At 68.1% G+C, this 23,635-nt stretch carries 13 protein-coding genes, 1 pseudogene and 1 CRISPR repeat array; of the genes and pseudogenes, 1 reads left to right on the top strand and 13 read right to left on the bottom strand.

Translation table 11 applies throughout. From position 1 onward, the window contains the following. The first annotated feature begins 526 nt into the window (after window positions 1-526). Entirely contained in the window at window positions 527-1,207 is a 681-nt protein-coding gene (locus tag TsocGM_RS26275) for a Uma2 family endonuclease (RefSeq protein WP_158633702.1), read from the top strand. Window positions 1,208-1,521: 314 nt separating this feature from the next. Further along, window positions 1,522-10,998: direct repeats of the CRISPR family, unit length 32 nt; unit sequence GTTTCAACCCACGCCCTCGCGGGGAGGGCGAC. 177 nt (window positions 10,999-11,175) lie between these two features. On the opposite strand, the gene cas2 is transcribed toward TsocGM_RS26275, so the two are convergent. From cas2 to TsocGM_RS22065, 13 genes and pseudogenes are all read right to left on the bottom strand, one after another. Next, window positions 11,176-11,466: a CRISPR-associated endonuclease Cas2 gene (gene cas2, locus TsocGM_RS22005; protein ID WP_126727621.1), complete on the bottom strand. Its 291-nt coding sequence runs from the start codon at window positions 11,464-11,466 to the stop codon at window positions 11,176-11,178. 76 nt (window positions 11,467-11,542) lie between these two features. After that, window positions 11,543-12,586: a type I-C CRISPR-associated endonuclease Cas1c gene (gene cas1c, locus TsocGM_RS22010; RefSeq protein WP_126727622.1), complete on the bottom strand. Its 1,044-nt coding sequence runs from the start codon at window positions 12,584-12,586 to the stop codon at window positions 11,543-11,545. Then, a complete protein-coding gene (cas4, locus tag TsocGM_RS22015) occupies window positions 12,586-13,245 on the bottom strand; it encodes a CRISPR-associated protein Cas4 (RefSeq protein ID WP_126727623.1) in 660 nt (219 codons plus the stop codon). Before cas4 ends, cas1c begins: the two co-directional genes overlap by 1 nt. 3 nt (window positions 13,246-13,248) lie before the next feature. Next, on the bottom strand, window positions 13,249-14,199 hold the full coding sequence (gene cas7c / locus TsocGM_RS22020; RefSeq protein ID WP_126727624.1) for a type I-C CRISPR-associated protein Cas7/Csd2: 951 nt from the start codon (window positions 14,197-14,199) through the stop codon (window positions 13,249-13,251). Then, a complete protein-coding gene (cas8c, locus tag TsocGM_RS22025) occupies window positions 14,192-15,994 on the bottom strand; it encodes a type I-C CRISPR-associated protein Cas8c/Csd1 (protein ID WP_126727625.1) in 1,803 nt (600 codons plus the stop codon). The genes cas7c and cas8c overlap by 8 nt, the downstream gene beginning before the upstream one ends. After that, complete coding sequence (cas5c, locus tag TsocGM_RS22030; RefSeq protein WP_126727626.1) at window positions 15,991-16,647, bottom strand: type I-C CRISPR-associated protein Cas5c; 657 nt, start codon at window positions 16,645-16,647, stop codon at window positions 15,991-15,993. The genes cas8c and cas5c overlap by 4 nt, the downstream gene beginning before the upstream one ends. Window positions 16,648-17,299: 652 nt before the next feature. Next, window positions 17,300-19,585: a CRISPR-associated helicase Cas3' gene (cas3, locus tag TsocGM_RS22035; protein WP_126727627.1), complete on the bottom strand. Its 2,286-nt coding sequence runs from the start codon at window positions 19,583-19,585 to the stop codon at window positions 17,300-17,302. Window positions 19,586-19,926: 341 nt separating this feature from the next. After that, window positions 19,927-20,235 (bottom strand): hypothetical protein, encoded by a 309-nt coding sequence (locus TsocGM_RS22040; protein WP_126727628.1) that lies wholly within the window; start codon window positions 20,233-20,235, stop codon window positions 19,927-19,929. 235 nt (window positions 20,236-20,470) lie between these two features. Next, window positions 20,471-20,791 carry a hypothetical protein gene (locus tag TsocGM_RS22045; RefSeq protein WP_126727629.1) on the bottom strand — a complete coding sequence of 107 codons (321 nt, stop codon included), beginning with the start codon at window positions 20,789-20,791 and terminating at the stop codon, window positions 20,471-20,473. 164 nt (window positions 20,792-20,955) lie between these two features. Then, window positions 20,956-21,444 (bottom strand): reverse transcriptase domain-containing protein, encoded by a 489-nt coding sequence (locus TsocGM_RS27275; protein ID WP_158633703.1) that lies wholly within the window; start codon window positions 21,442-21,444, stop codon window positions 20,956-20,958. 23 nt (window positions 21,445-21,467) lie between these two features. Continuing rightward, window positions 21,468-21,686: pseudogene (locus TsocGM_RS27995) on the bottom strand (reverse transcriptase domain-containing protein); the annotation flags it as partial. A 744-nt stretch (window positions 21,687-22,430) separates the two neighbouring features. Then, the gene (locus TsocGM_RS22060) at window positions 22,431-22,940 is read right to left on the bottom strand and encodes a GNAT family N-acetyltransferase (RefSeq protein ID WP_126727631.1); all 510 of its coding nucleotides are present in this window, start codon (window positions 22,938-22,940) and stop codon (window positions 22,431-22,433) included. Continuing rightward, window positions 22,933-23,211: a type II toxin -antitoxin system TacA 1-like antitoxin gene (locus TsocGM_RS22065; protein ID WP_233579100.1), complete on the bottom strand. Its 279-nt coding sequence runs from the start codon at window positions 23,209-23,211 to the stop codon at window positions 22,933-22,935. The genes TsocGM_RS22060 and TsocGM_RS22065 overlap by 8 nt, the downstream gene beginning before the upstream one ends. Between the last annotated feature and the right edge of the window lie 424 nt (window positions 23,212-23,635).

Raw genomic sequence — 23,635 nt, forward strand, 5'->3', positions numbered from 1 at the left:
TCTCGACGGGCCCCCCCCCGTCCGAGGCCTCCCGGCCCAGGACTCCCGATCGCCGACCCCTCCTCGGGAGGAGGCTATCGTGTCCGCCGGATCCGTCAATTCCAATTCCTGTCAGAACGCACAAACCAGGGATGAGTACAAGGGACGAGATCTTGCGCGAAAGAACATTCCGATCGCAGGGATCGGCGCGCCGGCCCGGGGAACGACGCCGACGTCGTCAGGCACGCCCCAAACCCGACCTCGCGATCCACCCCGAGCCGCCTGTGTGTCCGCGACTCCGAAGCCCCGGACCGCCTTGTCTCCTTCTCGGCCTCCTCGACCCGCGATCGGGCTTCCATCCGCTCGGTGGCCTGTCAGGGCCTGGAGCCAGCCAGGGCGGCGGAGCAGGGCTGGACAACCCGCCGCGATCTCGGCAAGCATTGGTCATTGTCTCCTGCAACCCGACGGCCGGAGTGGCCGCCGGGAGCGGCCGCTTCTGGCGGACCGGCCCGATCCGGCTGCCGAGCACCACCGACGGAGCCGACCCATGAGCACGACGACGTCCGGCCCGCAGGCCTCGGAGGCGATCCGCGACGATGGTTCCGAGGACCGCATCCTGCTGCGAGGGGTCGACCGGGCCCTGTTCGACCGCATCGTCGCCGCCCGAGGGGACTCGTCGGTCCCCCGGCTGACCTGGATCGACGGGGACCTGGAGCTGATGAGCCCCTCCTACCGGCACGAGAAGCTGGCCGACCGGCTGGCCGACCTGGTCAAGATCGTGGCTCGTGCCCTGGGCGTGCCGTTCGAGCCGGCCGGGACCACCACGCTGCGGCGAGACGACCCGGGCCGAAGCAAGGAGCCGGACGCGAGCTTCTACCTGGCCCATGCCGCGGCGGTGGCCGAGGTGGAGGAGATCGACCTGGGAATCCACCCCCCACCCGACCTGGTCATCGAGGTGGAGATCCGCAACCCACTGCGCCACGGGGCCGAGGTCTCTGCGGACCTCGGCGTGCCGGAGCTGTGGCGGTGCGACGGCCGGGAGCTGAGATTCTTCCACCTGGGAGCCGATGGCCAGTACGAGGAACGGTCCCATTCGCGTTCCCTGCCTCGGCTGTCATCCGCCGAGGCGATGGGACTGATCGTCCGAGGCCGGGGAATGCCGTACGGCCAGTGGCTCGACGAGGTCGAACGGTGGGCCCGGGAGGAGCTGGCCAACCGCCCCGCCTGAGCCCGACGCTCTCGGAAGACGCCGGCCGGGCTTCGGACCTGGCCAGCCGATCGAGTCATCTCGCCGGGCCGTTATCGGATCGCTCGGGTGGTCGAGGACGTCCCATGCGACACCACGGCCCGCGACCTGGAGCGGCGTCTCCCGCCGCGGCGGAATGCCGGCGTCGGCCGCGAGCGTGAGGTGCCGTTCGTGCGGACCGATCCCTGAGCGGCGCGGCAGCCGGCGTCGCGTTGGCAGCCGATCACCGTGCGTGACGGCCAGTAGGGCACGCGAGGGTCGACCCGACGGTCGTCCCGACATGGCCTGTGCACGGCATTCCAACCCACGCCCTCGCGGGGAGGGCGACATCCGCACGCTGTCCCGAGGGTAGGGGTTGGTTGCCAGTTTCAACCCACGCCCTCGCGGGGAGGGCGACGCGCGGTGGTGCGCCCGGAAACGGGCTTCGAGGGCTCGGTTTCAACCCACGCCCTCGCGGGGAGGGCGACGATCGGCGTCTTTCTCGATCCGCCCTACTCCGCTGTTTCAACCCACGCCCTCGCGGGGAGGGCGACCCACCAGCGGGAGCGTGCCCATGAACGAGGCGTTGTTTCAACCCACGCCCTCGCGGGGAGGGCGACGGGTTGCATCCGACGGGGCGAGCACCTCTTGCTCGTTTCAACCCACGCCCTCGCGGGGAGGGCGACAGTCGGGCGCCTCCACTGGCCCGGACTCCGGCCAGCGTTTCAACCCACGCCCTCGCGGGGAGGGCGACCGCGTTGTGCCGGGGGCGGCGCGTCGGCCAGGGCGTTTCAACCCACGCCCTCGCGGGGAGGGCGACGTCCAGGAGTCGTTGGTTGAACCGCGACCCCATCGTGTTTCAACCCACGCCCTCGCGGGGAGGGCGACCGCTTCGGGGCCTCGTTGCCCACCCGCGCTCGCCGGTTTCAACCCACGCCCTCGCGGGGAGGGCGACGGCTGCGGCCGACGAAAGAGCATCGCGCCGGAACCGGTTTCAACCCACGCCCTCGCGGGGAGGGCGACCGGTCCAGCAAGACCCACCAGGCCCCGCCGAACCCGTTTCAACCCACGCCCTCGCGGGGAGGGCGACACGAGTTGTCCGCCGTAATTGAGGTGATCCGTCCGGTTTCAACCCACGCCCTCGCGGGGAGGGCGACCTTGCATTGCCTACTACGGCTCGCTTCAGGTGGCGGTTTCAACCCACGCCCTCGCGGGGAGGGCGACCTCGACGTCCAGCTCAAATTCAAGGGCCCAGGAGTCGTTTCAACCCACGCCCTCGCGGGGAGGGCGACCGTCGAGGATAAAGGTCTTGGTGGTCTTCCGCAGGTTTCAACCCACGCCCTCGCGGGGAGGGCGACCAGTTATGTATAACCAGTCATCCCCCGGTATCGGGTGTTTCAACCCACGCCCTCGCGGGGAGGGCGACCTCACTCCCGTCGTGCCGCCCTTGTAGTACGAGCGGTTTCAACCCACGCCCTCGCGGGGAGGGCGACCGACGCGCTGCCCCGCCGGATCATCGACCGCAAGCGGTTTCAACCCACGCCCTCGCGGGGAGGGCGACCGGATTGAGGGGTGAGGCTCAGAGACATAGCCGAGGTTTCAACCCACGCCCTCGCGGGGAGGGCGACCGACCGCAACGTGGGGGTCACGGTGCGCAAACCATAGTTTCAACCCACGCCCTCGCGGGGAGGGCGACCTCAACAGCCGCGTTGGATCGCTCGAAGGTGCTAGAGTTTCAACCCACGCCCTCGCGGGGAGGGCGACCCTCCACCCAGAGCACCACGCTCGGGCGAAGGCAAAGTTTCAACCCACGCCCTCGCGGGGAGGGCGACCCCGAGGCCCGGCAGTCGCTTGAAGAGGTCGAGGAGGTTTCAACCCACGCCCTCGCGGGGAGGGCGACCGCCCCGCGTCACGAGGATGGGCCCGGCTCGGCAGTTTCAACCCACGCCCTCGCGGGGAGGGCGACCCCAAGCGATTGGCCGAGGACGTCACTCGCACGATGTTTCAACCCACGCCCTCGCGGGGAGGGCGACCCGCCAGAGTAGTCGCTGGCGATCTGCCGAATGCGTTTCAACCCACGCCCTCGCGGGGAGGGCGACCCCCGCTGCTCGACCGCCTCCCCGACTAACCTCTGCCGTTTCAACCCACGCCCTCGCGGGGAGGGCGACCCGTCGCGGCCCCCGTGGAGGCCGTCGTCAGGTCCAGTTTCAACCCACGCCCTCGCGGGGAGGGCGACCGACGTGCCCTGGCAGCGATAGGCCGGGCAAAGTTTCAACCCACGCCCTCGCGGGGAGGGCGACTGATCGCCTGGAGTAGGTAACTCCCGAGATGGAACCGGTTTCAACCCACGCCCTCGCGGGGAGGGCGACGCCGTGTTGGCCAGCTTCCAGGTGCCGTCCGGGGCCAAGTTTCAACCCACGCCCTCGCGGGGAGGGCGACTCTCCTGGTAGGCCCAGAGGCCGACGACCAGGCCGTTTCAACCCACGCCCTCGCGGGGAGGGCGACCGGCCCAGCGGCCGGTCATCGCCGGTGATCGCCACGTTTCAACCCACGCCCTCGCGGGGAGGGCGACAGGTCGGCCCGGGGCGTCGTCCCGTCGGCCTCGACGTTTCAACCCACGCCCTCGCGGGGAGGGCGACAACCCCCTTTAATTTGGGGAAACGGGCCCCTCTAGGCGTTTCAACCCACGCCCTCGCGGGGAGGGCGACTGTAGATCGCTCCGATCGCGTTGTACAGGCCGGAAAGTTTCAACCCACGCCCTCGCGGGGAGGGCGACAGGCCGCATTTTTGGGTGTCAACCCGCGTAGGCGTTGTTTCAACCCACGCCCTCGCGGGGAGGGCGACGCGCACTCCTCTACGTCGGGAACGAGTGCGTCTTGGAGTTTCAACCCACGCCCTCGCGGGGAGGGCGACGGGGTAGAGGCAGGACATGATCAGCGCGTCGGCGTTTCAACCCACGCCCTCGCGGGGAGGGCGACCCTGCTCACCAACATATTGGAGATCGTCGAGGATGTTTCAACCCACGCCCTCGCGGGGAGGGCGACGGGCGGTCGCACAGTTGTAGATCTTGTTATATCCGTTTCAACCCACGCCCTCGCGGGGAGGGCGACCTTCGCGCCGCTGATCACCGCGGTGGACGCCCAGCAGTTTCAACCCACGCCCTCGCGGGGAGGGCGACGTCCACCAGTCCTGCCCTTGCCCCCCCGCCCCGCGTTTCAACCCACGCCCTCGCGGGGAGGGCGACCGGGCGCGGCGGGCCCTCGGCCGCGGTGAGGTCGTTTCAACCCACGCCCTCGCGGGGAGGGCGACCGTCCGCAGTCGAAGCGTTTCGGGAGACGCTACTATGTTTCAACCCACGCCCTCGCGGGGAGGGCGACGGGAATTGCTGCCGAGGGTCTAGCGCGCATGGCGGGTTTCAACCCACGCCCTCGCGGGGAGGGCGACTCATCGTCTCGCACGGTGTCGGCGACTGGTCCCGGAGTTTCAACCCACGCCCTCGCGGGGAGGGCGACTTACGCCAGGCGGCCCAGCGAGACCCTGCACTCGAGCGTTTCAACCCACGCCCTCGCGGGGAGGGCGACCAAGATGCCCTACCAGTCAATCCAGCAGGATTTCATGTTTCAACCCACGCCCTCGCGGGGAGGGCGACGCGGGATTGCTCAATCCGGATCGAGTCGGAGAGGTTTCAACCCACGCCCTCGCGGGGAGGGCGACGGTGTCCTCAATGAGACGCTTGAGGACTTGGTCGGTTTCAACCCACGCCCTCGCGGGGAGGGCGACATTTCCGGGTGTTCCTCCTCGGCCGTGTCGGGGGTGTTTCAACCCACGCCCTCGCGGGGAGGGCGACGTCATTTGGCCAAGCGTGCCTGCGTTCATCACTGGAGTTTCAACCCACGCCCTCGCGGGGAGGGCGACGCGACGAATCGACGAGATCGAGATTGCTCCCGGGTTTCAACCCACGCCCTCGCGGGGAGGGCGACTCGACAATGATGGCCGGGTTCTCCTGGTGAAGATGTTTCAACCCACGCCCTCGCGGGGAGGGCGACCAGGGGGAAAGAGGTTGAGCCATACACTAACAAGGTTTCAACCCACGCCCTCGCGGGGAGGGCGACATGGGTGTTGGATGAGGGCTATATCATGCGATCCCGTTTCAACCCACGCCCTCGCGGGGAGGGCGACCGTAGACGGGGCGCGTGGCACGACGCGCCTCATCAAGTTTCAACCCACGCCCTCGCGGGGAGGGCGACTTGTTAGTGTATGGCTCAACCTCTTTCCCCCTGGTTTCAACCCACGCCCTCGCGGGGAGGGCGACAAGGTGATCCGTGCACAAAGTCGGAGCTGTTTGGTTTCAACCCACGCCCTCGCGGGGAGGGCGACGGGTGAAGCCCGAGACCGATCCCGGGCCGACTCGGTTTCAACCCACGCCCTCGCGGGGAGGGCGACCTCATACTCCTTGCCGTTCTGATGCACTTCATCTCCCGTTTCAACCCACGCCCTCGCGGGGAGGGCGACATGCGGTGGGATGGGACTTGTCGGGCGCGACCATTGGTTTCAACCCACGCCCTCGCGGGGAGGGCGACGCGGGCCTGGCCCGAGAGATTCGAGTTCGGACCAGTTTCAACCCACGCCCTCGCGGGGAGGGCGACGCGTGGGTGTCCGACGACGAGGACGTGTTGAGATAGTTTCAACCCACGCCCTCGCGGGGAGGGCGACCGCCTCGGCCCCGAGGTCGTAGCTGTAGTGCTCCGCGTTTCAACCCACGCCCTCGCGGGGAGGGCGACCGACCGCGTGGCCGCCGATCGAGGACGAGCCCCAGGGTTTCAACCCACGCCCTCGCGGGGAGGGCGACGCAAGGCCGTCAGCCGATCGAATTCGTCGCCACAGAGTTTCAACCCACGCCCTCGCGGGGAGGGCGACTCGACGTGCTGGTCGACCGCCCTCCGGTGGACGGTGTTTCAACCCACGCCCTCGCGGGGAGGGCGACCTCACCGCTCCGCCTCCTCCGCTCCCCGGATGGCGTTTCAACCCACGCCCTCGCGGGGAGGGCGACGCGCCGCAAGCTCGCGGGCCTGCCGACCGAAACCGTTTCAACCCACGCCCTCGCGGGGAGGGCGACGCTGGCCCGTTGTCGCGACCCGCTCGCGATCCAGTTTCAACCCACGCCCTCGCGGGGAGGGCGACGCCCGGTCGGAGCCGGACCCCGAGCGGGCGCGACTGGTTTCAACCCACGCCCTCGCGGGGAGGGCGACGAGGCGGCGCCCGAGGGGACGCGCAACGACCGCCTGTTTCAACCCACGCCCTCGCGGGGAGGGCGACCTGAGCCCGACCGATGAGACGCTGATCATCGATCAGTTTCAACCCACGCCCTCGCGGGGAGGGCGACGGGGGGCCCGGCGGGTCATCAGGCGGATCTGGGGCACGTTTCAACCCACGCCCTCGCGGGGAGGGCGACCGCACTCTTATACGTCGGCAACGAGTGCGTCCTGGAGTTTCAACCCACGCCCTCGCGGGGAGGGCGACCGAGCCGACGGTCGATCTCCGCCTTCACCGCCGGGTTTCAACCCACGCCCTCGCGGGGAGGGCGACGCGGGAACGGCAACCACCTGATCAAGACGAGCGGTTTCAACCCACGCCCTCGCGGGGAGGGCGACGCCCCTTCGGCCCGGGGCAACTGGCCCAGGCGGCAGCGTTTCAACCCACGCCCTCGCGGGGAGGGCGACACACCCGTTGTGTTGTAGGAGGCGAGGAGCGACTGGTTTCAACCCACGCCCTCGCGGGGAGGGCGACGCAGGCCGTTAAGCAACCCGTGAGGGATTACTTGTTTCAACCCACGCCCTCGCGGGGAGGGCGACACGTCCAGGGTGCTTCGGGAGCGGCATCCGCACCTGTTTCAACCCACGCCCTCGCGGGGAGGGCGACGCAAGGCCGTCAGCCGGTCGGCCTCGTCGCCACAGAGTTTCAACCCACGCCCTCGCGGGGAGGGCGACTTCTAAGGATCCCGCGCGCGCAGACCTTCCCCAGTTTCAACCCACGCCCTCGCGGGGAGGGCGACACCGGGAGCGGCTCTCCCGCCCCCCCTACGCCGACGTTTCAACCCACGCCCTCGCGGGGAGGGCGACTCCGGGTGGGCGGGACCAAGCCGGACGGGACGGTGTTTCAACCCACGCCCTCGCGGGGAGGGCGACCGCCGGGGATCATCCCGGTCGTCGAATCGCTCGATGTTTCAACCCACGCCCTCGCGGGGAGGGCGACGCCTCCCAGGGTGTGCAGCCAAAGAGGAGGACTTCGTTTCAACCCACGCCCTCGCGGGGAGGGCGACTAGGGCGGCTCCCGCTGGACCCGCCGGCTCGCCGCCTCGTTTCAACCCACGCCCTCGCGGGGAGGGCGACGTCCAGCTCAGCGACGGTGCCGATCCGGTGGAGGTTTCAACCCACGCCCTCGCGGGGAGGGCGACCTCCGAGGCTGCGGCGGGCATCGCCGTCCCCGACTCGTTTCAACCCACGCCCTCGCGGGGAGGGCGACCGGCCGTCGCCGCCGCCCGCACCCCGAGGAGACGGCGTGTTTCAACCCACGCCCTCGCGGGGAGGGCGACGTATGTGAGCCGCATCGTCACCGAGCGTGGCAAGGTTTCAACCCACGCCCTCGCGGGGAGGGCGACGCGGCGGGAGCGGGGCAGGGGAGGAGCCCTCCCATGTTTCAACCCACGCCCTCGCGGGGAGGGCGACGGAATCCCGAGGGAGGCGTTCCCCGGCGGTGCCCCGTTTCAACCCACGCCCTCGCGGGGAGGGCGACGGTTCCCTCGATCGTCGAGGGGTTCGCCCTCGCGGTTTCAACCCACGCCCTCGCGGGGAGGGCGACTCTGTCGGACGCAATCCGTGAGTCGTTCGATCGGTTTCAACCCACGCCCTCGCGGGGAGGGCGACGAAATCGGCCCCGGGATCATCCACCCCGGTCCCGTGTTTCAACCCACGCCCTCGCGGGGAGGGCGACAGGATTCCGGGTACGAGGGCGATCAGCTCACCTCGTTTCAACCCACGCCCTCGCGGGGAGGGCGACGAGGATTTCCCGGATGAGTTGCATCGCCTCGGGGTTTCAACCCACGCCCTCGCGGGGAGGGCGACAAGGTCACGGGCAAGCTCTTTGTCCGGAAGCGGGGGTTTCAACCCACGCCCTCGCGGGGAGGGCGACAAGGTGATCAGGCCGTTGCTCTTGAGCGTGCACTTGTTTCAACCCACGCCCTCGCGGGGAGGGCGACCCGAGGCGCCCATCGTCCCGACGTTGATGATGAAGAGGTTTCAACCCACGCCCTCGCGGGGAGGGCGACGGCGGCGGTCAGACAGGGGTGCTGGTCGCCGTCGTTTCAACCCACGCCCTCGCGGGGAGGGCGACGCGGGAGGATGGGGACGCCGGCGGCCACAGCCTCGTTTCAACCCACGCCCTCGCGGGGAGGGCGACCTCCGCCGGGTGAGGTTCCGCCCGGCGGAGGGGGGTTTCAACCCACGCCCTCGCGGGGAGGGCGACCGAGTTACGTTGTCGCGAGCGTCCGTGAGATCGAGGTTTCAACCCACGCCCTCGCGGGGAGGGCGACGCGGTCAGGTCGGTCGCCTTCAGCTCGATGAAGTCGTTTCAACCCACGCCCTCGCGGGGAGGGCGACCGGCGGTGGTCAGGGTGAGGTCCCGCTCGCCCGCGAGGTTTCAACCCACGCCCTCGCGGGGAGGGCGACGTCCAGCACCGAGACCCCACAAGCTCGCGTCCGCGTTTCAACCCACGCCCTCGCGGGGAGGGCGACCGGGTGTACTCCCTTCTCAGCCCCATCTTGACGTGTTTCAACCCACGCCCTCGCGGGGAGGGCGACTTCTAGCCGAAACACCCTTGTGACGCAAGGGGTTAGTTTCAACCCACGCCCTCGCGGGGAGGGCGACGCCCCGCCTGCCCCGACCGCGACTCCCGGAAGCAGTTTCAACCCACGCCCTCGCGGGGAGGGCGACCGTCCATGCGCAGACCCTCGCGTCCTGCCCGGGAGGTTTCAACCCACGCCCTCGCGGGGAGGGCGACAGGGCGGTGATGCGCGGGGCGTCGGCTGGGCTGGTGTTTCAACCCACGCCCTCGCGGGGAGGGCGACGCTCGACCGCTGGCGTCCGACCTGGCGTGGCCGCAGTTTCAACCCACGCCCTCGCGGGGAGGGCGACGCCGCCGCCGACGCCCAGCCCTTCGCCCGGGTGCCGTTTCAACCCACGCCCTCGCGGGGAGGGCGACACGCGATCGGGAAGATCGACGTGATGCTCGCGACGTTTCAACCCACGCCCTCGCGGGGAGGGCGACGCCTTGCCTACCGCTTGCCAGCCGACCGCACGGTCGTTTCAACTCACGCCCTCGCGGGGAGGGCGACAAGCTTCACGCGCTCCATGTCGAGCACTACGCCGTTTCAACCCACGCCCTCGCGGGGAGGGCGACGATCGCGTAGGGTTTCGGCCAGTCGCCCTGGCCGGTTTCAACCCACGCCCTCGCGGGGAGGGCGACTCCGCCTGGCAGTGGGCCCGCGAGGGCGGATCCGATGTTTCAACCCACGCCCTCGCGGGGAGGGCGACGTTCCCCACCGGAAACACTGGACGTAGGACCGATGGTTTCAACCCACGCCCTCGCGGGGAGGGCGACCGGGTCGAGGCGGCCCAGGTGCTGATGGAGGTCGTTTCAACCCACGCCCTCGCGGGGAGGGCGACGTATGGGTCGCGCACGACGCCGGCCTCCCGGTCAAGCAAGTTTCAACCCACGCCCTCGCGGGGAGGGCGACGACCTTGCGGCGGAGATCCTTCGCCGGTATCGGTTGCTGTTTCAACCCACGCCCTCGCGGGGAGGGCGACATGGGGTCGTCCGAGACGTCGCGGTCGAGCGGCCGTTTCAACCCACGCCCTCGCGGGGAGGGCGACGGGGCTGGCGCGGAAAATGCGAGCGCCCGCGCGAAGTTTCAACCCACGCCCTCGCGGGGAGGGCGACCCCCGGCTCCGCGAGGCGATCCGCCAGCTGCTGACGTTTCAACCCACGCCCTCGCGGGGAGGGCGACAGGCCGGAGCCGTCGGTCATCGCCGGCCGCATGTTTCAACCCACGCCCTCGCGGGGAGGGCGACTGGATGACGTCGCCGAGATCGTCACCAAGGTCAACTGTTTCAACCCACGCCCTCGCGGGGAGGGCGACATGCGGCACAGCGCCGCTGCGGCGCAGCATCTGTTTCAACCCACGCCCTCGCGGGGAGGGCGACCGCCACCCTTCCGTCCTCCCCGGCTCCTCTTCCGGTTTCAACCCACGCCCTCGCGGGGAGGGCGACACCTCGGAGGCCCACACATGGCGACTGACGCTGAGTTTCAACCCACGCCCTCGCGGGGAGGGCGACGGCCGCGCCCGGTTCCCCCCGGATCAGCTCCTCGAAGTTTCAACCCACGCCCTCGCGGGGAGGGCGACGCTGCTGGAAGCAGCCGATGTCATCGGCGTGGAAGTTTCAACCCACGCCCTCGCGGGGAGGGCGACACCTCTCCCACCTGTGCCTTGTACCGCTGGAAGCAGTTTCAACCCACGCCCTCGCGGGGAGGGCGACACGACGGTACCTGATCCGGCCTCGATCGGGCAAGAGTTTCAACCCACGCCCTCGCGGGGAGGGCGACTGTCCGCTCGGGACCCCGACAACTCGTCCAGCTCCCAGTTTCAACCCACGCCCTCGCGGGGAGGGCGACGCGATGAATGATTATGCGTGCACCTTCCTGAAGAAGTTTCAACCCACGCCCTCGCGGGGAGGGCGACCCCGCCTCCGCAAGTCGTTTTGGGGCAACGGCCCGGGAGGCGGGATTCGCGAACCGGCCGACTTAACAAGAGTCGGCCGGGCGGCGAACTCGGACAGTGTAACCGAAATCGGCTTGCCAAGGAATGTTCCGGCGATCGCGATCCGACGGGGCGGGCGATGCGCGCTGGCGGTTCGCGTCAGAAGATGAGAGGGCCTTCCGGATCATACCCGGGACGAGCCCCGTGATGTTCGACCCGGCCGTCCCAGTGGGCCCCCAGGTGGTAGAACCGCAGGCTGTCCCGCTCGGGGTCGATGATGGCCAGCAGGCGCTCACGGCAGGCGGTCCACTGGGCGGGGTCGACCTTCAGCTCGAAGACGGAGAACTGGACACGCTGGCCGTAGTCGAGGCAGGCCCGGGCCAGACGCCTCAGCCGCCGCTTGCCACCGGGCGAGGACGTTTCCACGTCATATGTCACAATCATGTACATGGGATCGGCTCGCGAGTCGGACGCGATCGGGGAGACGGAGGGAATCGGGCAACCTCGGCCGCACGTGTCGCTGGCCTCAGCCCTTCCAGAGGAAGGGTGGGTAGGCATCGAGGTCGTCCCGGAGCCAGCGCACCAGCAGCAGCGCCTGCAGGTGGGGGATCATGCCGACAACGGTCTGCTCGGCGAGGACGGGGTGAGTCAGGGTGTCACGCTTGCGCTGCTGGTAGGCAACGAGGACGGCCTTGCGCGTCGCCTCGTCCATCACGACGGCGCCGTTGTCGAGGCGGCGGAAGCCGGTGGCGAGCACCTGGCGGCGGTTGATCAGGGAGAACGCGAGGCGATCGGCCACGTAGGCGCGGAGCTCCTCCATCAGGTCCAGAGCGAGGCTCGGCTTGCCGGGGCGGTCGGCGTGGAGGAAGCCGACGCAGGGGTCGAGCCCGACGGCCTCGCAGGCGGAGCGGGTATCGTGCAGCAGCAGGGTGTAGATGAAGGAGATCAGCGCGTTGATCGGGTCCAAGGGAGGCCGGCGACTGCGTCGGACGAAGCGGAATGAGTCGGCGGCGGTTGGGTTGCTCAGCAGCGCGTTGAAGGCGTTGAAGTAGTGGGTGGCGGCCTCCCCCTCCAGCCCTCGAACCGAGTCGAGCGTCTCCGCCGACCGGAGCTCGTGGATCGAGGCCGAGAGGCGATTGGAGGCGTGCCGAAGAACGGAGACGCGGTCCGGGTCGTCCTCGGCATCCCGGATTGCGCGGAGAAGGACGCTGCGCGCGTTGGCGACCTTCGCCAGCACGACCCGCCGGGCGACCTCGAGGGCGACCTCGGGGTCGTCGGCCAGGCGGTATTGCCGGCGACGCACGAGGACGTTGCCGTGCGAGGCGCCCCGGACCGACGCGAGGTACCGGCCGTTCTCGGTGAGGAAGGAGATCGCCACCCCGCGGTCGGCGCAGGCCCCGAGCAGCGCGGGCGAGCAACCGACGCGGCCGAAACAGACGATGCCCTCCAGGTTGTGCAGCGGCAGATGCGCCCGGGGCTTGCCGTCGACGCGGACCTGGACCGCCTGGCCCTGCTTGGCGAGGTAGGAGCCCTGCGTCGTGACGTACAGGGTGTTGAGATGCGTCTTCATCAGCCGCCCTCTCGATCGGCGAGGTCGGGGGAGTCGAGCGCGTCGAGGAGCCGGTCGAACTCCGATCGGGCTGATCGGCTGCGACCGAGCCGGAGCCGAGGAAGGCACAGGCCCCGCAGGGAGCAGCGGTCGCACTTCGGACCGGGATCGGCCGGAGGGGTGCGACCGGATCGGACCAGCTCGTGGAGCCGGGCCGCGGCCCCAGCGGTCAGGTCGCGAAGCCCGGCGGACATCTCGACGGCGACGCGGCGACGGGTCGTCCCATTGAACAGCTCCCCCAGCGGGACGGGACGCCCGGTCATCTCCTCCAGGCAGAGGGCCTGGGCACAGAGCTGGACCCGGTCGCAGTCGTTCTTCTTGGGGCGACCCCGCTTGTACTCGACGGGGACTGGCGCCTCGCCGGCGGACCAGCGCACGACGTCGGCGACGCCGAAGAGGCCCAGCTCCAACGAGCGCAGCGGGATGGCCCGGAGGAACCTCCCCCCGGGCCGGGTGGTCGTCCGGCCGCCGTGGGCTCTCTTGTGGAGGAGGAGCCCCTCGGCGGTCTCGCGGTTCTCTGCCCACTGCCGTTCGACGAGAATCAGCGCGCACTGGCGATCACAATAGAGCAAATGCTGGAGCGCGGAGATCGGCAGCAGGTCCGACTCGGCATACGGCATGGCTCAGGACCACTCGATCCAGCGCTCGATGGTCACGCCGCCGGGCAGACTCTCCTCGTCGACCTCGAACTCGTAGTCGTGGGACGACCGGGGAGGCCGACCCTCGACGTCCCCGTCCGAATCGCCCGGGAGCGGCTGCACACCCGGCTTGGGGTGGCATCGGACCCGGGCGAAGAGCTGGTCGGATCGGGCGTTGCCCAGCGGACTCTCATGGCGGAAGGCGATACAGGCGACGGGCCGCATGGTCGCCCGGGCAGCGGAGCGGTCGGATTCGAACATACGGTCGAGTGCCTGCTTGAACAGCTCCAGGTCCTCCTCAGAGAATCCGGTCCCGTTCGGCCCTCCCGCCAGGTTCGGGTTGACGAACGCATGGACGCGATAAAGGCCGTAGGGGACGGTGAACTTGCGGCCGATAGTCCGTTCCTTATCCAGATCCCTCTCGTTGGTCACGGCGCAACGGGTCACGGCATGTTCGTGGCAGATGATGGGGTGTAACGACCGCGCGATCCCGAACTGGATCGGGCCGCGGACCTGGCCACAGTTGACCTCGGTGGTCATCACGGCTCCGAACGTCCGGATATCAAAGAAATTCTGGCACATCCAGGACGTCAGCGCCCGTGCCTTTTCTTCGTCCTTCGGGAGCTTCTTCTTTTCGTCCGCCTTGGCCTTGGGGATGAGCTTCTCCCACGCCCGGTCGTGCTGGCTGTTGAGGACCGTCCGCTCCTTGACGTAGATCTCGAACGGCGGCTGTTCTCCCTTGGCCAGGCCGACGAAGTTGCGGATCTTGCGCTTCAGGCAGACATCGGTGACGAGTCCCTGGCCCGTCTCCGGGTCGAGCCTCGGCAGGTTGCCAGCGTCGGGGTCGCCGTTGGGGTTGCCGTCGGTGATGTCGAAGAAGTAGACGATGTCATAGCGATGGGCGATGGGGGCTCGTCCGGTGGCGGTGTCACTCATTGGTCGTCTCCTTGGCGTTCACGGTCTTCTTGGTGAAGAAATCCTGACGTTGGTGGTAATATCCGATGTAGAACAGACCCTGACGTTCGAGGGGAAGGTGCCTGGGGAAGTGATTGATGCGCCCCATGATTTCGTCCATGAGTCGTTCCCGATCGATTCGCTGTCCTTCGTAATCCAAGTTCCTCATGTGATGCTGGTGCAGATGCAACAGCCTCGGGAAGACGTTGGCCGGCGTCGCGGCGGCGGAGGCGAAGAAGCGGTCCTTGATGGTCGCGTTGAGTTTGTTCTGGCTCGCGTCTTCCTGGGTCTTGTTGAGTTTGTTCTGGCGCGCGTCTTCCTGGGTCTTCTCCAGGGTCGCGAAGAGTCGACCGATCTGGTACGCCTCGTCCGGGTGGTCTTTGTTCAACGCCACGGAAACCTCCTTCTTGATATTATTGATCAGATACGCCTTGAGGATCGCCGCCCGGGTGAGGTTGATCTGGGAGTCGGCCCGGATCCGCCGGAGGACGGCATTGAACAGGAGCTGTGGGTAGGGAAGTCCGCCGAGTACGGCCCGCGCGACTTCGCCCGCCAGTTGCGGGGGGATGTCCTTCGGCTCGCGGGCGGTCTCAAGCAACAGCCGGCGGATGATCGGCGGGGGAGCGTCCGCTCGTTCTCCGATCATCCGCAGCCGGTCGACGTGCTCCGCCAGCCGCTCGGCGAACTGCCGCACGGTGCCGACGAGCCAGTAGCGGACGTTGAGTCGGCTCGCGTTGGGGGAGAGGCCCAGGACGTAGAACGGGGCGTCCGGATGCTCGAACCGATCCGAGAGGCGCCCCTGTCGGACGTCGTTCAGGAACCCTCGGACGCGATCGACCGTCGCGGCATCCTCGGCCGGGGTGTTCTCGAGGAAGATGTCGTGGAACAGTTCCTCGGCGTTGGCCCCCTCGACCTGATCGGACCAGAAAACGACCGTGGCGTCGCCGATGCGGACCTGGCGCTTCGTGTCGGCGAGCAGGCGGTTGAGGGCGGTCGTATAGCGGAAGGCGTCGCGGATGCCGACGGGGGCGTTGTAGCTCTGAGACTTGCCGTAGCTCTCGAATGCGTCCAGGTTGAACGAAACGAGGGCCGCCCCGGTCGTATTCGCCCCAACGACCCCCTTGATCGCCGGGTGGAGCCGGGCGAGCTGCTCCGGCTCTCCGCTGATCAGGGAGCAGGCGACCGGGCCTGATTCCTCCCCAGTGTCCGCCGTCAAGCGGCGGGACCAGGCATCCCGGACCATCGCGCTCTGGTGGACGTAGCCCGGCCAAGCCCGCAGCTTGAACACAACATTCAGACCAGCCAACTCGTCCCAGTTCGGCAGCGACTCGGCGTTGGCCGGGTCCCAGTGCTCGAGGAACCGGCAGAGGGCCTCATATCCCTCGTCGTCGACCAGTTCCGCGCGGAACGACAGGTGCAGATCCCGGAACGCGGCGAACATCGCGGCCGATCGCTTGGGACTCCCCTTGGTGTCCCGGCCCAGAACGTAGCCCGTGTTGTCCCAGCAGAAGTAGGGCTTGAGCCCGGTCCCGGATCGCCCCCCGTGGTCGGGAACGACCATCAGCCTGGGCCTGGGCTGCCCGCGCTCGCTCCGTTCCCGGATGTCCTCGATCGCGGACAGCGAGCCGTCCGGCTCCAGCACCACCTGGGCGTGGATCTTTTGCTCACTGAACCCGAAGTCGGCCACGCGATTGGATTGCTCCTGATCCGCTTCGAGGCGATGGTAGTAGGCGATCAGAGCCGGCAGCAGGCCGCTCGTCGGATGAGTCTGGCTCATCGGCGGGCCTCCCGAGAGTCGAACGGTGGGACGTCGATCACCCCGTCGCGAAGCATGGCGCGAAAGAACCGGGGGGTCATGCCGTCGCTGAAGTCGATATCGAGGAGCATGAAGCCCAGGTCGCGTTCGCCTCGGAGTTCGGGATGGACGTCCGGGAGCGGCTCCCCCTCGACGACCGGTGAGAACTCGGCGGGGAACTCCCGGCAGCCCAGGTACGGGCGATGGAAGCACCGGCCGTCCTGAAGACGGCGATTGAACTGGTCGAGATGCTTCCCGGCGTTGTTCTCTCCCCTTCGGATCGTGAAGCGGGCCTCGACGATGTAGTCCACGTCGCGGAGGATCGTCGCCGCTCGTTGCTGGCGATCCTCCTCGATGACAAGGCCGAGCCGACCTCGTCCGGCCTTCATGGCCTTCGCCACGGCCCCGGCGGGGATCTTCGACGCGACCTCGTTCCGCCGGAGCGACATGAACCGGATCGGGTTCAGGACGCGAATCCGCGTGACCTGCCAGCGGATCTCCGGCTTCCAGTAGATCGCCTCGATGATCCCCCGCGCGGCCGACGGGGTGATGACGTCGTAGCTCACGCGCTCCACCTTCATCTCAGGGCGAGTGAAGCACGCGAACTCTCCCCGGATGCGGAGCTGGATACTCATGGTGACGACCTCTTTTTTGTCTCGAAATGGTCATCGATCACGCCTGTGACGATCGCTCCGGCGTCCTGAATTGAGTGATCCGGAATCGCCTTGGTTGCCTGTTGGTGGGCGGTACAGCCGGGGCGCCGCTTTCGGCCGACCAAAGGGAAGGAGTCAAGGCGATTCAGCGTGACGTCCCCGCAGACTCGCTGGAGAGGAGAATCACTCCGATCGCCTCGGACGTTGGCGACGCGTTCGTTGCGCTAGACCGCGCTTACGAACATGCAAGAGCGTCCACCAGACCTCGTGCCTCGAGAGCTCTGATCCGGCTCCTTGCAGAAAGACGTGGTACACCTCGTCGAACTCGCTGGTGTACGGCAATCGATCGACAGAGAGGGGCAACTCGTTCAGAAGTTGCTCTGCGATTCTGATCAGATGAGCACTGGCCACCGAGGTTTTCTCCGTGCAATACTCAGAACAGCTTGACTGTACTGGTAGGATAGGTGGGAGCGCCCGATGAGAAAAGTGCTCGCCAGTGATTTTTTTGGGCTTTTTGCGTCACCCGGATCTCGGGTGAGGATTGAAACTGAGTGTTGCATGGAGACGTGGTTGCAATGAATCGAGGGTGGGAGGATCCGAGCGTCCTCTCGCCCTCGTTTTTCATCCTCTTTCATCAGAGAATGTAATAGGACTCATCGAGCCCGATCGCCTTGTCACAGAGCCCCAACCGCTCGTCGTAGGCCTTGGAATTGGCGAGGTAGAATCGGTCGAGACGCTCCAGCAAGACGCCGTTCTGGAGCAGTGTCCGCAGCTCGCGTTCGAAGACGCTGACGACGAAGCGCTGGGCCTTCCGGTCGAAGTCGCGGAGCAGCTTCGGGTCGGGAGGATCGGGCATGGCTTCGAGCTGTTCGATCAGAAGCCGGCCTGCTGAATCAAAGGGGACGATGACGGGGAACTGGCCGTCGTCGATCAGACGGTATGCGGAGGCGGCCGATCGGAACTGGGCGTGCAGCAGGTTTTTGGGGTCCGGAGCGAAGCAGTCCAGAACGCTGTGGTCCTCGGCCCCTCGGTCCCAGCCCCGACCGCCGTCGCCGCCCTGCTGCCAGTAGTGGAGGTTGAAGTAGGCCTCGATGGCCCTGGGGGAGAGCAGGTCGTCGCGGTGTTCCGGGGCGACCTCGCGGTAGTGGCCGGCGGCTTTGGCGATCAGCGGGACGGTCGGGTAGGCTTCCGCGTCATCGTCGAAGACCACGACCCGACCCGGGCGAGGCCGGCCGTCCTTGTCCCGCAGGAGCCCCTCGCGGTTGCAGCGACCGGCGGCCTGGGCGATCGAGTCCAGTCCGGCAGCGGCTCGGTAGACGACTGGGAAGTCGACGTCGACGCCGGCCTCGATCACCTGGGTCGAGACGACCCGGCAGGGCACGCCGGGGCCCGCTCGCAGCCGGCGTCGCATCTCCTCGATCACCTGGCCGCGGTGCTCCGCGCACATCGAGGCGCTCAGGTGCAAGGCGTCCGGATCGCCAAGGGTTTCGAAGAGCGCGGCCGCATGGCGGCGGGAGTTGACGATGCAGAGCACCTGCGTCTCCTGCCGCAGTCGTCCGGCCAGGTCCTCGTCGGTCTGCTGACCCAGGATCTCGACGGTCGTCCGCCTCAGGGCCCGGTGGAGCTGGGCCGGATCGTCGATGATCGGTCGGACGTTGGCGATGCCGATGGGGAAGTCCTTCCGATGCTCGATCGCCGGCTGGGTCGCCGTGCAGAGGAGGACGGTCGCGCCGTAATTGGTCACCAGTTCATCGAGGGCGGTGAGCGTCGGCGCTAGCAGCCGAGGGGGGAGCGTCTGGGCCTCATCGAGGATGATCACGCTCTGAGCCAGGCGGTGGAGCTTTCGACAGCGCGAGGGCCGGCAGGCGAAGAGCGATTCGAAGAGCTGGACATTGGTCGTGACGATCAGGGTCGCGTCGAAGTTCTCGGCGGCGAGCCGGGAGCGGTCGGACTGAACGTTCGGGTCGTCGGGATCGAGGCTGCTGTGGTGCTCCAGCACCTCGTCGGCCAGATCGCCGAGGGCTTCCCGGAAGACGTTGGCCGTCTGCTCGATGATGCTGGTGAAGGGAATCGCGTAGACGACCCGCCGCAGTTGATGCTTTTTCGCGTGCTCCAGGGCGAAGGCCAGCGAGGAGAGGGTCTTGCCGCCTCCGGTGGGTACGTCCAGCGAGAAGAAGCCCGGCTCCAGCGCCGCCTTCGCACGGCAGGCGTCCAGAACCTCTCGGCGACGACGGTTCACCGGAGTGTCCCCGCCCCGTCGCTGTTTCTCCCGTTGCAACTCGTCGAGATGGCGATTGAGCCGATCAAGGATCGCTTCGCAAGAAGCACCGCCTTCTCGTTTCCTGGAGCGCTCCGGGGCCAGGAACTTCTCCGTGGCCAGGTAGTCGGCATCGACCAGGCACGAGAAGAGCATCCGAGTCGCGAAGGCCAGGGTGAACGCCCTGCGATGGTTGTTGCCGACGCAACGCAGCCCCCAGAGCGATGGAAGGGGCAACCCGAGGAGCTCGGGAGGCGCGGCGCCGATCGAAGCGATCGACTTCTCGAGCCGGCTCCGGAGCGAGGAGGCCTCGCCCTCGTTGTCGGGCAATCCGGCATGATGGCCCGCGATGCAGTAGGCCAGCAGCCGACCCAAAGGCCCAAGCGAGGCGGCGCGCTGGGCGCCGGCGGTCGAGTGGTCGACCTTGCCGGCCACCTCCGCTCGGTGGACGCCGCCGTCCCCTCCCGCGCTCGCCCGGAGGTAGGCCTGGAAGGCCTCGCTGTACTTCCCGAGGTCGTGCCAGAGCCCGGCCAGTTCCCCCCAGGCTCCGGCCCCGAAGGTCGAGGCGAACTGTTTCGCCAGTTGAGCCGTGCACTCGAGATGTTCCCGGAGCGGTTCCCAGTCCTTCTCCGGGCGACCGTTCACCGTATGAGCATAGTACATCGTCACATCCTTTCCGACGCGGGAAGGACCAGCCTCGTCCTTGCCGGGGCCCCTATACTATCCATCTGTGAGCTGATTGCAAGCCGTTCCTTGTGCATCAATTGACGCGTGCCGAAGCCGAATTCCCGACGCCGACTCGCATCGGGCGCCGTCTTGCCCTCGGGAGGACGGTCTCCGCTCCGTGCCGGACGTCGCCGCCTCGGAAACGCATCGGGGGATCAACGGTGCCGTCCCGCTCCCGGTCACAGTCGCATCGGGGCACGTCCGACCCGGGGTCGAGTCGCGTGGGCCTCTCCGCCGGTGGCGACAGGCGTCGGCGTTGTACAGCAGGCCGTCGAAGATCACTCGCCGATCACGATCGGCGGGCAGGCCGCGGGGAGGATACCCGCTGCCCCTCGCCAGGCGACGACCCGAGGGTGACCGCCTCGCATCGACCGGTGCCGGCGCCGTCCCCCATCGAGGACCACGTAGCGGACGACCCAGCAATCCCGGTCGTCCACCACCTTGCGGGCCAGGCCGCCCTGCGTGGAGCGCCAGTACTCGGCGTCGTGGAGCTTGGCCGCGATCGCCGTCCACCGCCGCTCGCGCCGGGCGGCATCCTCGTCGGGCGTTTCGTCCTTGCGACGCCCCGGGTCGGTCGCCTCATTCATCGGCGACCTCCTCACCCCGGGAACGTCCCTTTGCCGTCGTCGCGCCAGCGTCGCCGGGGCGGGTCGGCCCCGGGGGCGGGCGCCGGGCGAGGGCCATCCGCCGCTCGACGGCGGCGCGGGCCTCGACCAGCCGCGTGAGCTTCTCCTGGAAGACCAACACGCGATCGCCGGCGGGGTCGTCGATGCTCAGGTCGAACCCCGGGCTCTGGGTGGTGACGTCGCGGTCCCAGGCCTGCTAACGTCGGCGGAGGGAGGTTTCGGCGCGGAGCCGGAGGTAGGCGAGGAACTCGACCATCTCGTCGAGCTGGGCCAGGGCGAAGGCGCCGGGGTCGGCGTGGGAGCTGACCCGGAGGGCCTCGCCGACGTCCAGCCAGTGGCGTTCCTGCTCGATCGGGTCGAACGAGGGGCGGTCCAGTTCGGCGAGCACGGCGCGGTAGTCGCCCGCCTTAACCCGCTCGGCACGCCTCCGGGCCCGGCCGGCCCCCGGGGAGGGCGTGCCCCAGGCGAAGGGATCCGCGTTCGAAGCAACATCAACCTGCGTCTTGTCGTGGATCACGATTCGACCTCGCGTCAATCGGGCGTCTGGTGGCCGACGACATCATCGGTGCCAGCCGCGTCGGTCCCGTTCCGGCCGACGCGAGACGGCGACCGATGCAAGTGACCCGGTGGCCGATCGGCGCGGCGACCCGGCCTCCGAATCGGCAGGGTCTCGGACGATTCCTAGGCCTCGGGGGGCGTCCCCTCCCGCGCGGCGGCCCGCCGCGCCGCGCGGGCCCGGGCGCGGCCCTGGGACTTCGCCGAGGGGAACACGCGGAGGAAGGTCCGGCCCCGGCCGTGTCGGTCGTGGTCGTACCGCAGCGTGAACCCCAGGAAGTCCAGGCTCGACCCCGGCTGTCGCATCCTGACGATGCGCGTCTTCTCCCGGTTGATCGTCAGCCGGAAGCGCCCCTCGAGTGTCCCCTCGATCCAGTCGACCAGCCGTCGGGATTGGTGGCGTGCCAGCACCACGAAGTCGTCGGCGTACCGCACCAGCTCGGCGTTGGCCCAGGTCCCGGGGCCGTCGCCCCGGGCGAACGCCTTCTCGAACCAATGCAGGCAGATGTTCGCAAGTAACGGGGAAAGGCTTCCCCCCTGCGGTACCCCCTGCGTGGTCCGGGAGATCGTCTTCGGCCCCGGTCGTCGGTCTCGATCACGGGCGCGTCGAGCCACATGCGGATCAGCCTCAGCACCGAGCGGTCGGCGACCCTCCTCTCCATACAATTGATCAAGTGATCATGGGGGATCGTGTCGAAGTACGACTTCAGGTCCGCGTCGTAGACCTCCACCAGCCCGGCGGTCAGATACCGACGAATCGCGTCGATCGCCTGGTGGGCGTTCTTGCCCGGACGGAACCCGAAGGAGCTGTCCGTGAAGTCCGCCTCGAAGATCGGCTCGAGCACCCCCGACTTCACCTCCGGGGTGTCCGGCGGTGGGAATTGGGGTGGCGACGTGCCGCGTCGTTCCGTAGTGGGACTCTCGTCCAAGCGGTTCTCCTCGGCTCTGCGGGAAACACGGATCCGGCAGGGGCCCTTCGCTCTGCGGGCATTACCCCGCTTCCTCGCTACGATGACCCCCCTCCGACTCCCGGCCGGGCCGGGCTGCGGTTATGGGTTCCCGCGTCCCGTTGGACCGGCACCATGCCCAGGTGCCCGACCACCCGACCGGGTCTCTCAGGTTCCTCGGCTGATCGGTCGACGCCCGCCGTCCCCTACCACCCCGGAGAGCCCGGCCGCTGCTCATGCTCGTTGCTCGGCGGCCGGTGTCAGGCTTCACCTTTCCTGGAAGGCTGGCCACTCTCACTTGCGTATCGAGGCCGAACCGGGTTCACGCTTTCGCATTACGGCTGACGCCTTCGCCTTCCCGGGCTCCGACGGCGCGGTTACCCGTCGCCGCCGCCGGGTCAGCTACATGGTGAACGAGCAATTCCCATGGTCAGTTCCTTTCAACTGACGAGATCAACCAGGCTTGCCTGACGCACCAGGAGACGCAGCAGTCAAATCTACAATAGTTCCGGGAGATTCCCTCGCGGTCCCGAATCCCCCCGGCGGGCAAGCAGGGATCATCTCGGCATCTTCCGACTCGCCAACACGTTGCCGCTCGGCTCGGCGGTCATAAGGAGGCAGGGCCACGATCCGGCCGGTTCTTCGCCCCGGTCGCTATGACGGCTTCGCGGCGGCCCGGATGGTACTCAGGGGCAGGAACAGACGCAGGGCATCGTCGGTCAACCGCAGGAACCCGAACCGCTCGTAGAAGGCCCGGGCCTCGCCGTCGAGTGCGTCAACGACGACCGCATGGATCCCGAGCTTCTCCGAGAGGTCGAGCGATCGACTCAAGGAGTCCCGGAGCAGGAACCCGCCCAGGCCCTGGCCGTGGACGCTCCGATCAACGGCCAGCCGCGCGAGCAGCACCACCGGCACGGGGTGCCGGGGCAGCTTCTTGGCCTGGCTCGCCGGCAGGCGCTCCGTTTCGATCGCCCCGCTGGCTAGGGTGTAATAGCCCAGCACACGCGGCTCATCCCCCCGGAGCGCGACATAGGTCCGCCCGAGATCGCGCTTCTCGTACTGGCTAACCAGTCTGTGCAGGAACTCGTCGAGCGTCGGCTTGCCGCAGTCAAAACCCTGCCGCACGTGCGTCCGGCTGAGGCGCACGATCCGCCACTCAGCCACGCTTGCCGGCCTTCCTCGTCATAAGCCGCCGCAGGGCGGCGTTCGGCTCCGGCGGATGATCGAGCGCCTGCAGGAACCGCTCGCGCTCGCCGTCCGAGAGGACGACGGCCGTCTCTTCCGAGAAGCGGATCTCATCCTCCGGGATCACCCGGGCCCTGCGGATGCGCAGCTCGTTGTCGCTGACCTGCTCGATGATGACCGTCGCATTGGCGAACGCCTTGGGCAGGCTGACGCGGCCCTTCGCGTCCGTGGACCTCGTTTCCAGGCTCATGGGGATTTCCTTTCCATCTTGCGTAAACCCTCACGACCATACCACGAAGGAGGGATTACGGTCAAGTGGGAAAATCCCACGAATATGTCAAGGCGCCATCTGCAAGGTCGTCCCGAATCGTACGATGCCTGGCGATCGTGACGACCGGCTTCCACGGGATGGGGGGGGCGTGCCGATCGTGCGGCTCGCGGCGAGCGTGACGAATTCGACACATTATATATATCATTGCATTAAAGTTGCGTTGCCGTGGGTCCATGGCGTCGCATTTCCTTGCCCTCATTTCGGGGCGTGCTAGAGGGGTGTGACCGACGAATGATGTGGTTCGCGGCCCCTCCGGACTCGCTTACGCCGCCACCGGGTATCCCTCCCGGCTGAGCCTGCCCCAGAACTGCTCCCAGCGACCCGTCGTGTACGTCAACGCTCT

It is taken from the genome of Tautonia sociabilis, from assembly GCF_003977685.1.
Classification (GTDB): Bacteria; Planctomycetota; Planctomycetia; order Isosphaerales; family Isosphaeraceae; genus Tautonia; species Tautonia sociabilis.

Excerpts from the sequence above, each read along its gene's own strand:
- TsocGM_RS26275 (WP_158633702.1), top strand. The coding sequence starts at position 527 with ATGAGCACGACGACGTCCGGCCCGCAGGCCTCGGAGGCGATCCGCGAC.
- cas2 (WP_126727621.1), bottom strand. The coding sequence starts at position 11,466 with ATGTACATGATTGTGACATATGACGTGGAAACGTCCTCGCCCGGTGGC.
- cas1c (WP_126727622.1), bottom strand. The coding sequence starts at position 12,586 with ATGAAGACGCATCTCAACACCCTGTACGTCACGACGCAGGGCTCCTAC.
- cas4 (WP_126727623.1), bottom strand. The coding sequence starts at position 13,245 with ATGCCGTATGCCGAGTCGGACCTGCTGCCGATCTCCGCGCTCCAGCAT.
- cas7c (WP_126727624.1), bottom strand. The coding sequence starts at position 14,199 with ATGAGTGACACCGCCACCGGACGAGCCCCCATCGCCCATCGCTATGAC.
- cas8c (WP_126727625.1), bottom strand. The coding sequence starts at position 15,994 with ATGAGCCAGACTCATCCGACGAGCGGCCTGCTGCCGGCTCTGATCGCC.
- cas5c (WP_126727626.1), bottom strand. The coding sequence starts at position 16,647 with ATGAGTATCCAGCTCCGCATCCGGGGAGAGTTCGCGTGCTTCACTCGC.
- cas3 (WP_126727627.1), bottom strand. The coding sequence starts at position 19,585 with ATGTACTATGCTCATACGGTGAACGGTCGCCCGGAGAAGGACTGGGAA.
- TsocGM_RS22040 (WP_126727628.1), bottom strand. The coding sequence starts at position 20,235 with ATGAATGAGGCGACCGACCCGGGGCGTCGCAAGGACGAAACGCCCGAC.
- TsocGM_RS22065 (WP_233579100.1), bottom strand. The coding sequence starts at position 23,211 with ATGAGCCTGGAAACGAGGTCCACGGACGCGAAGGGCCGCGTCAGCCTG.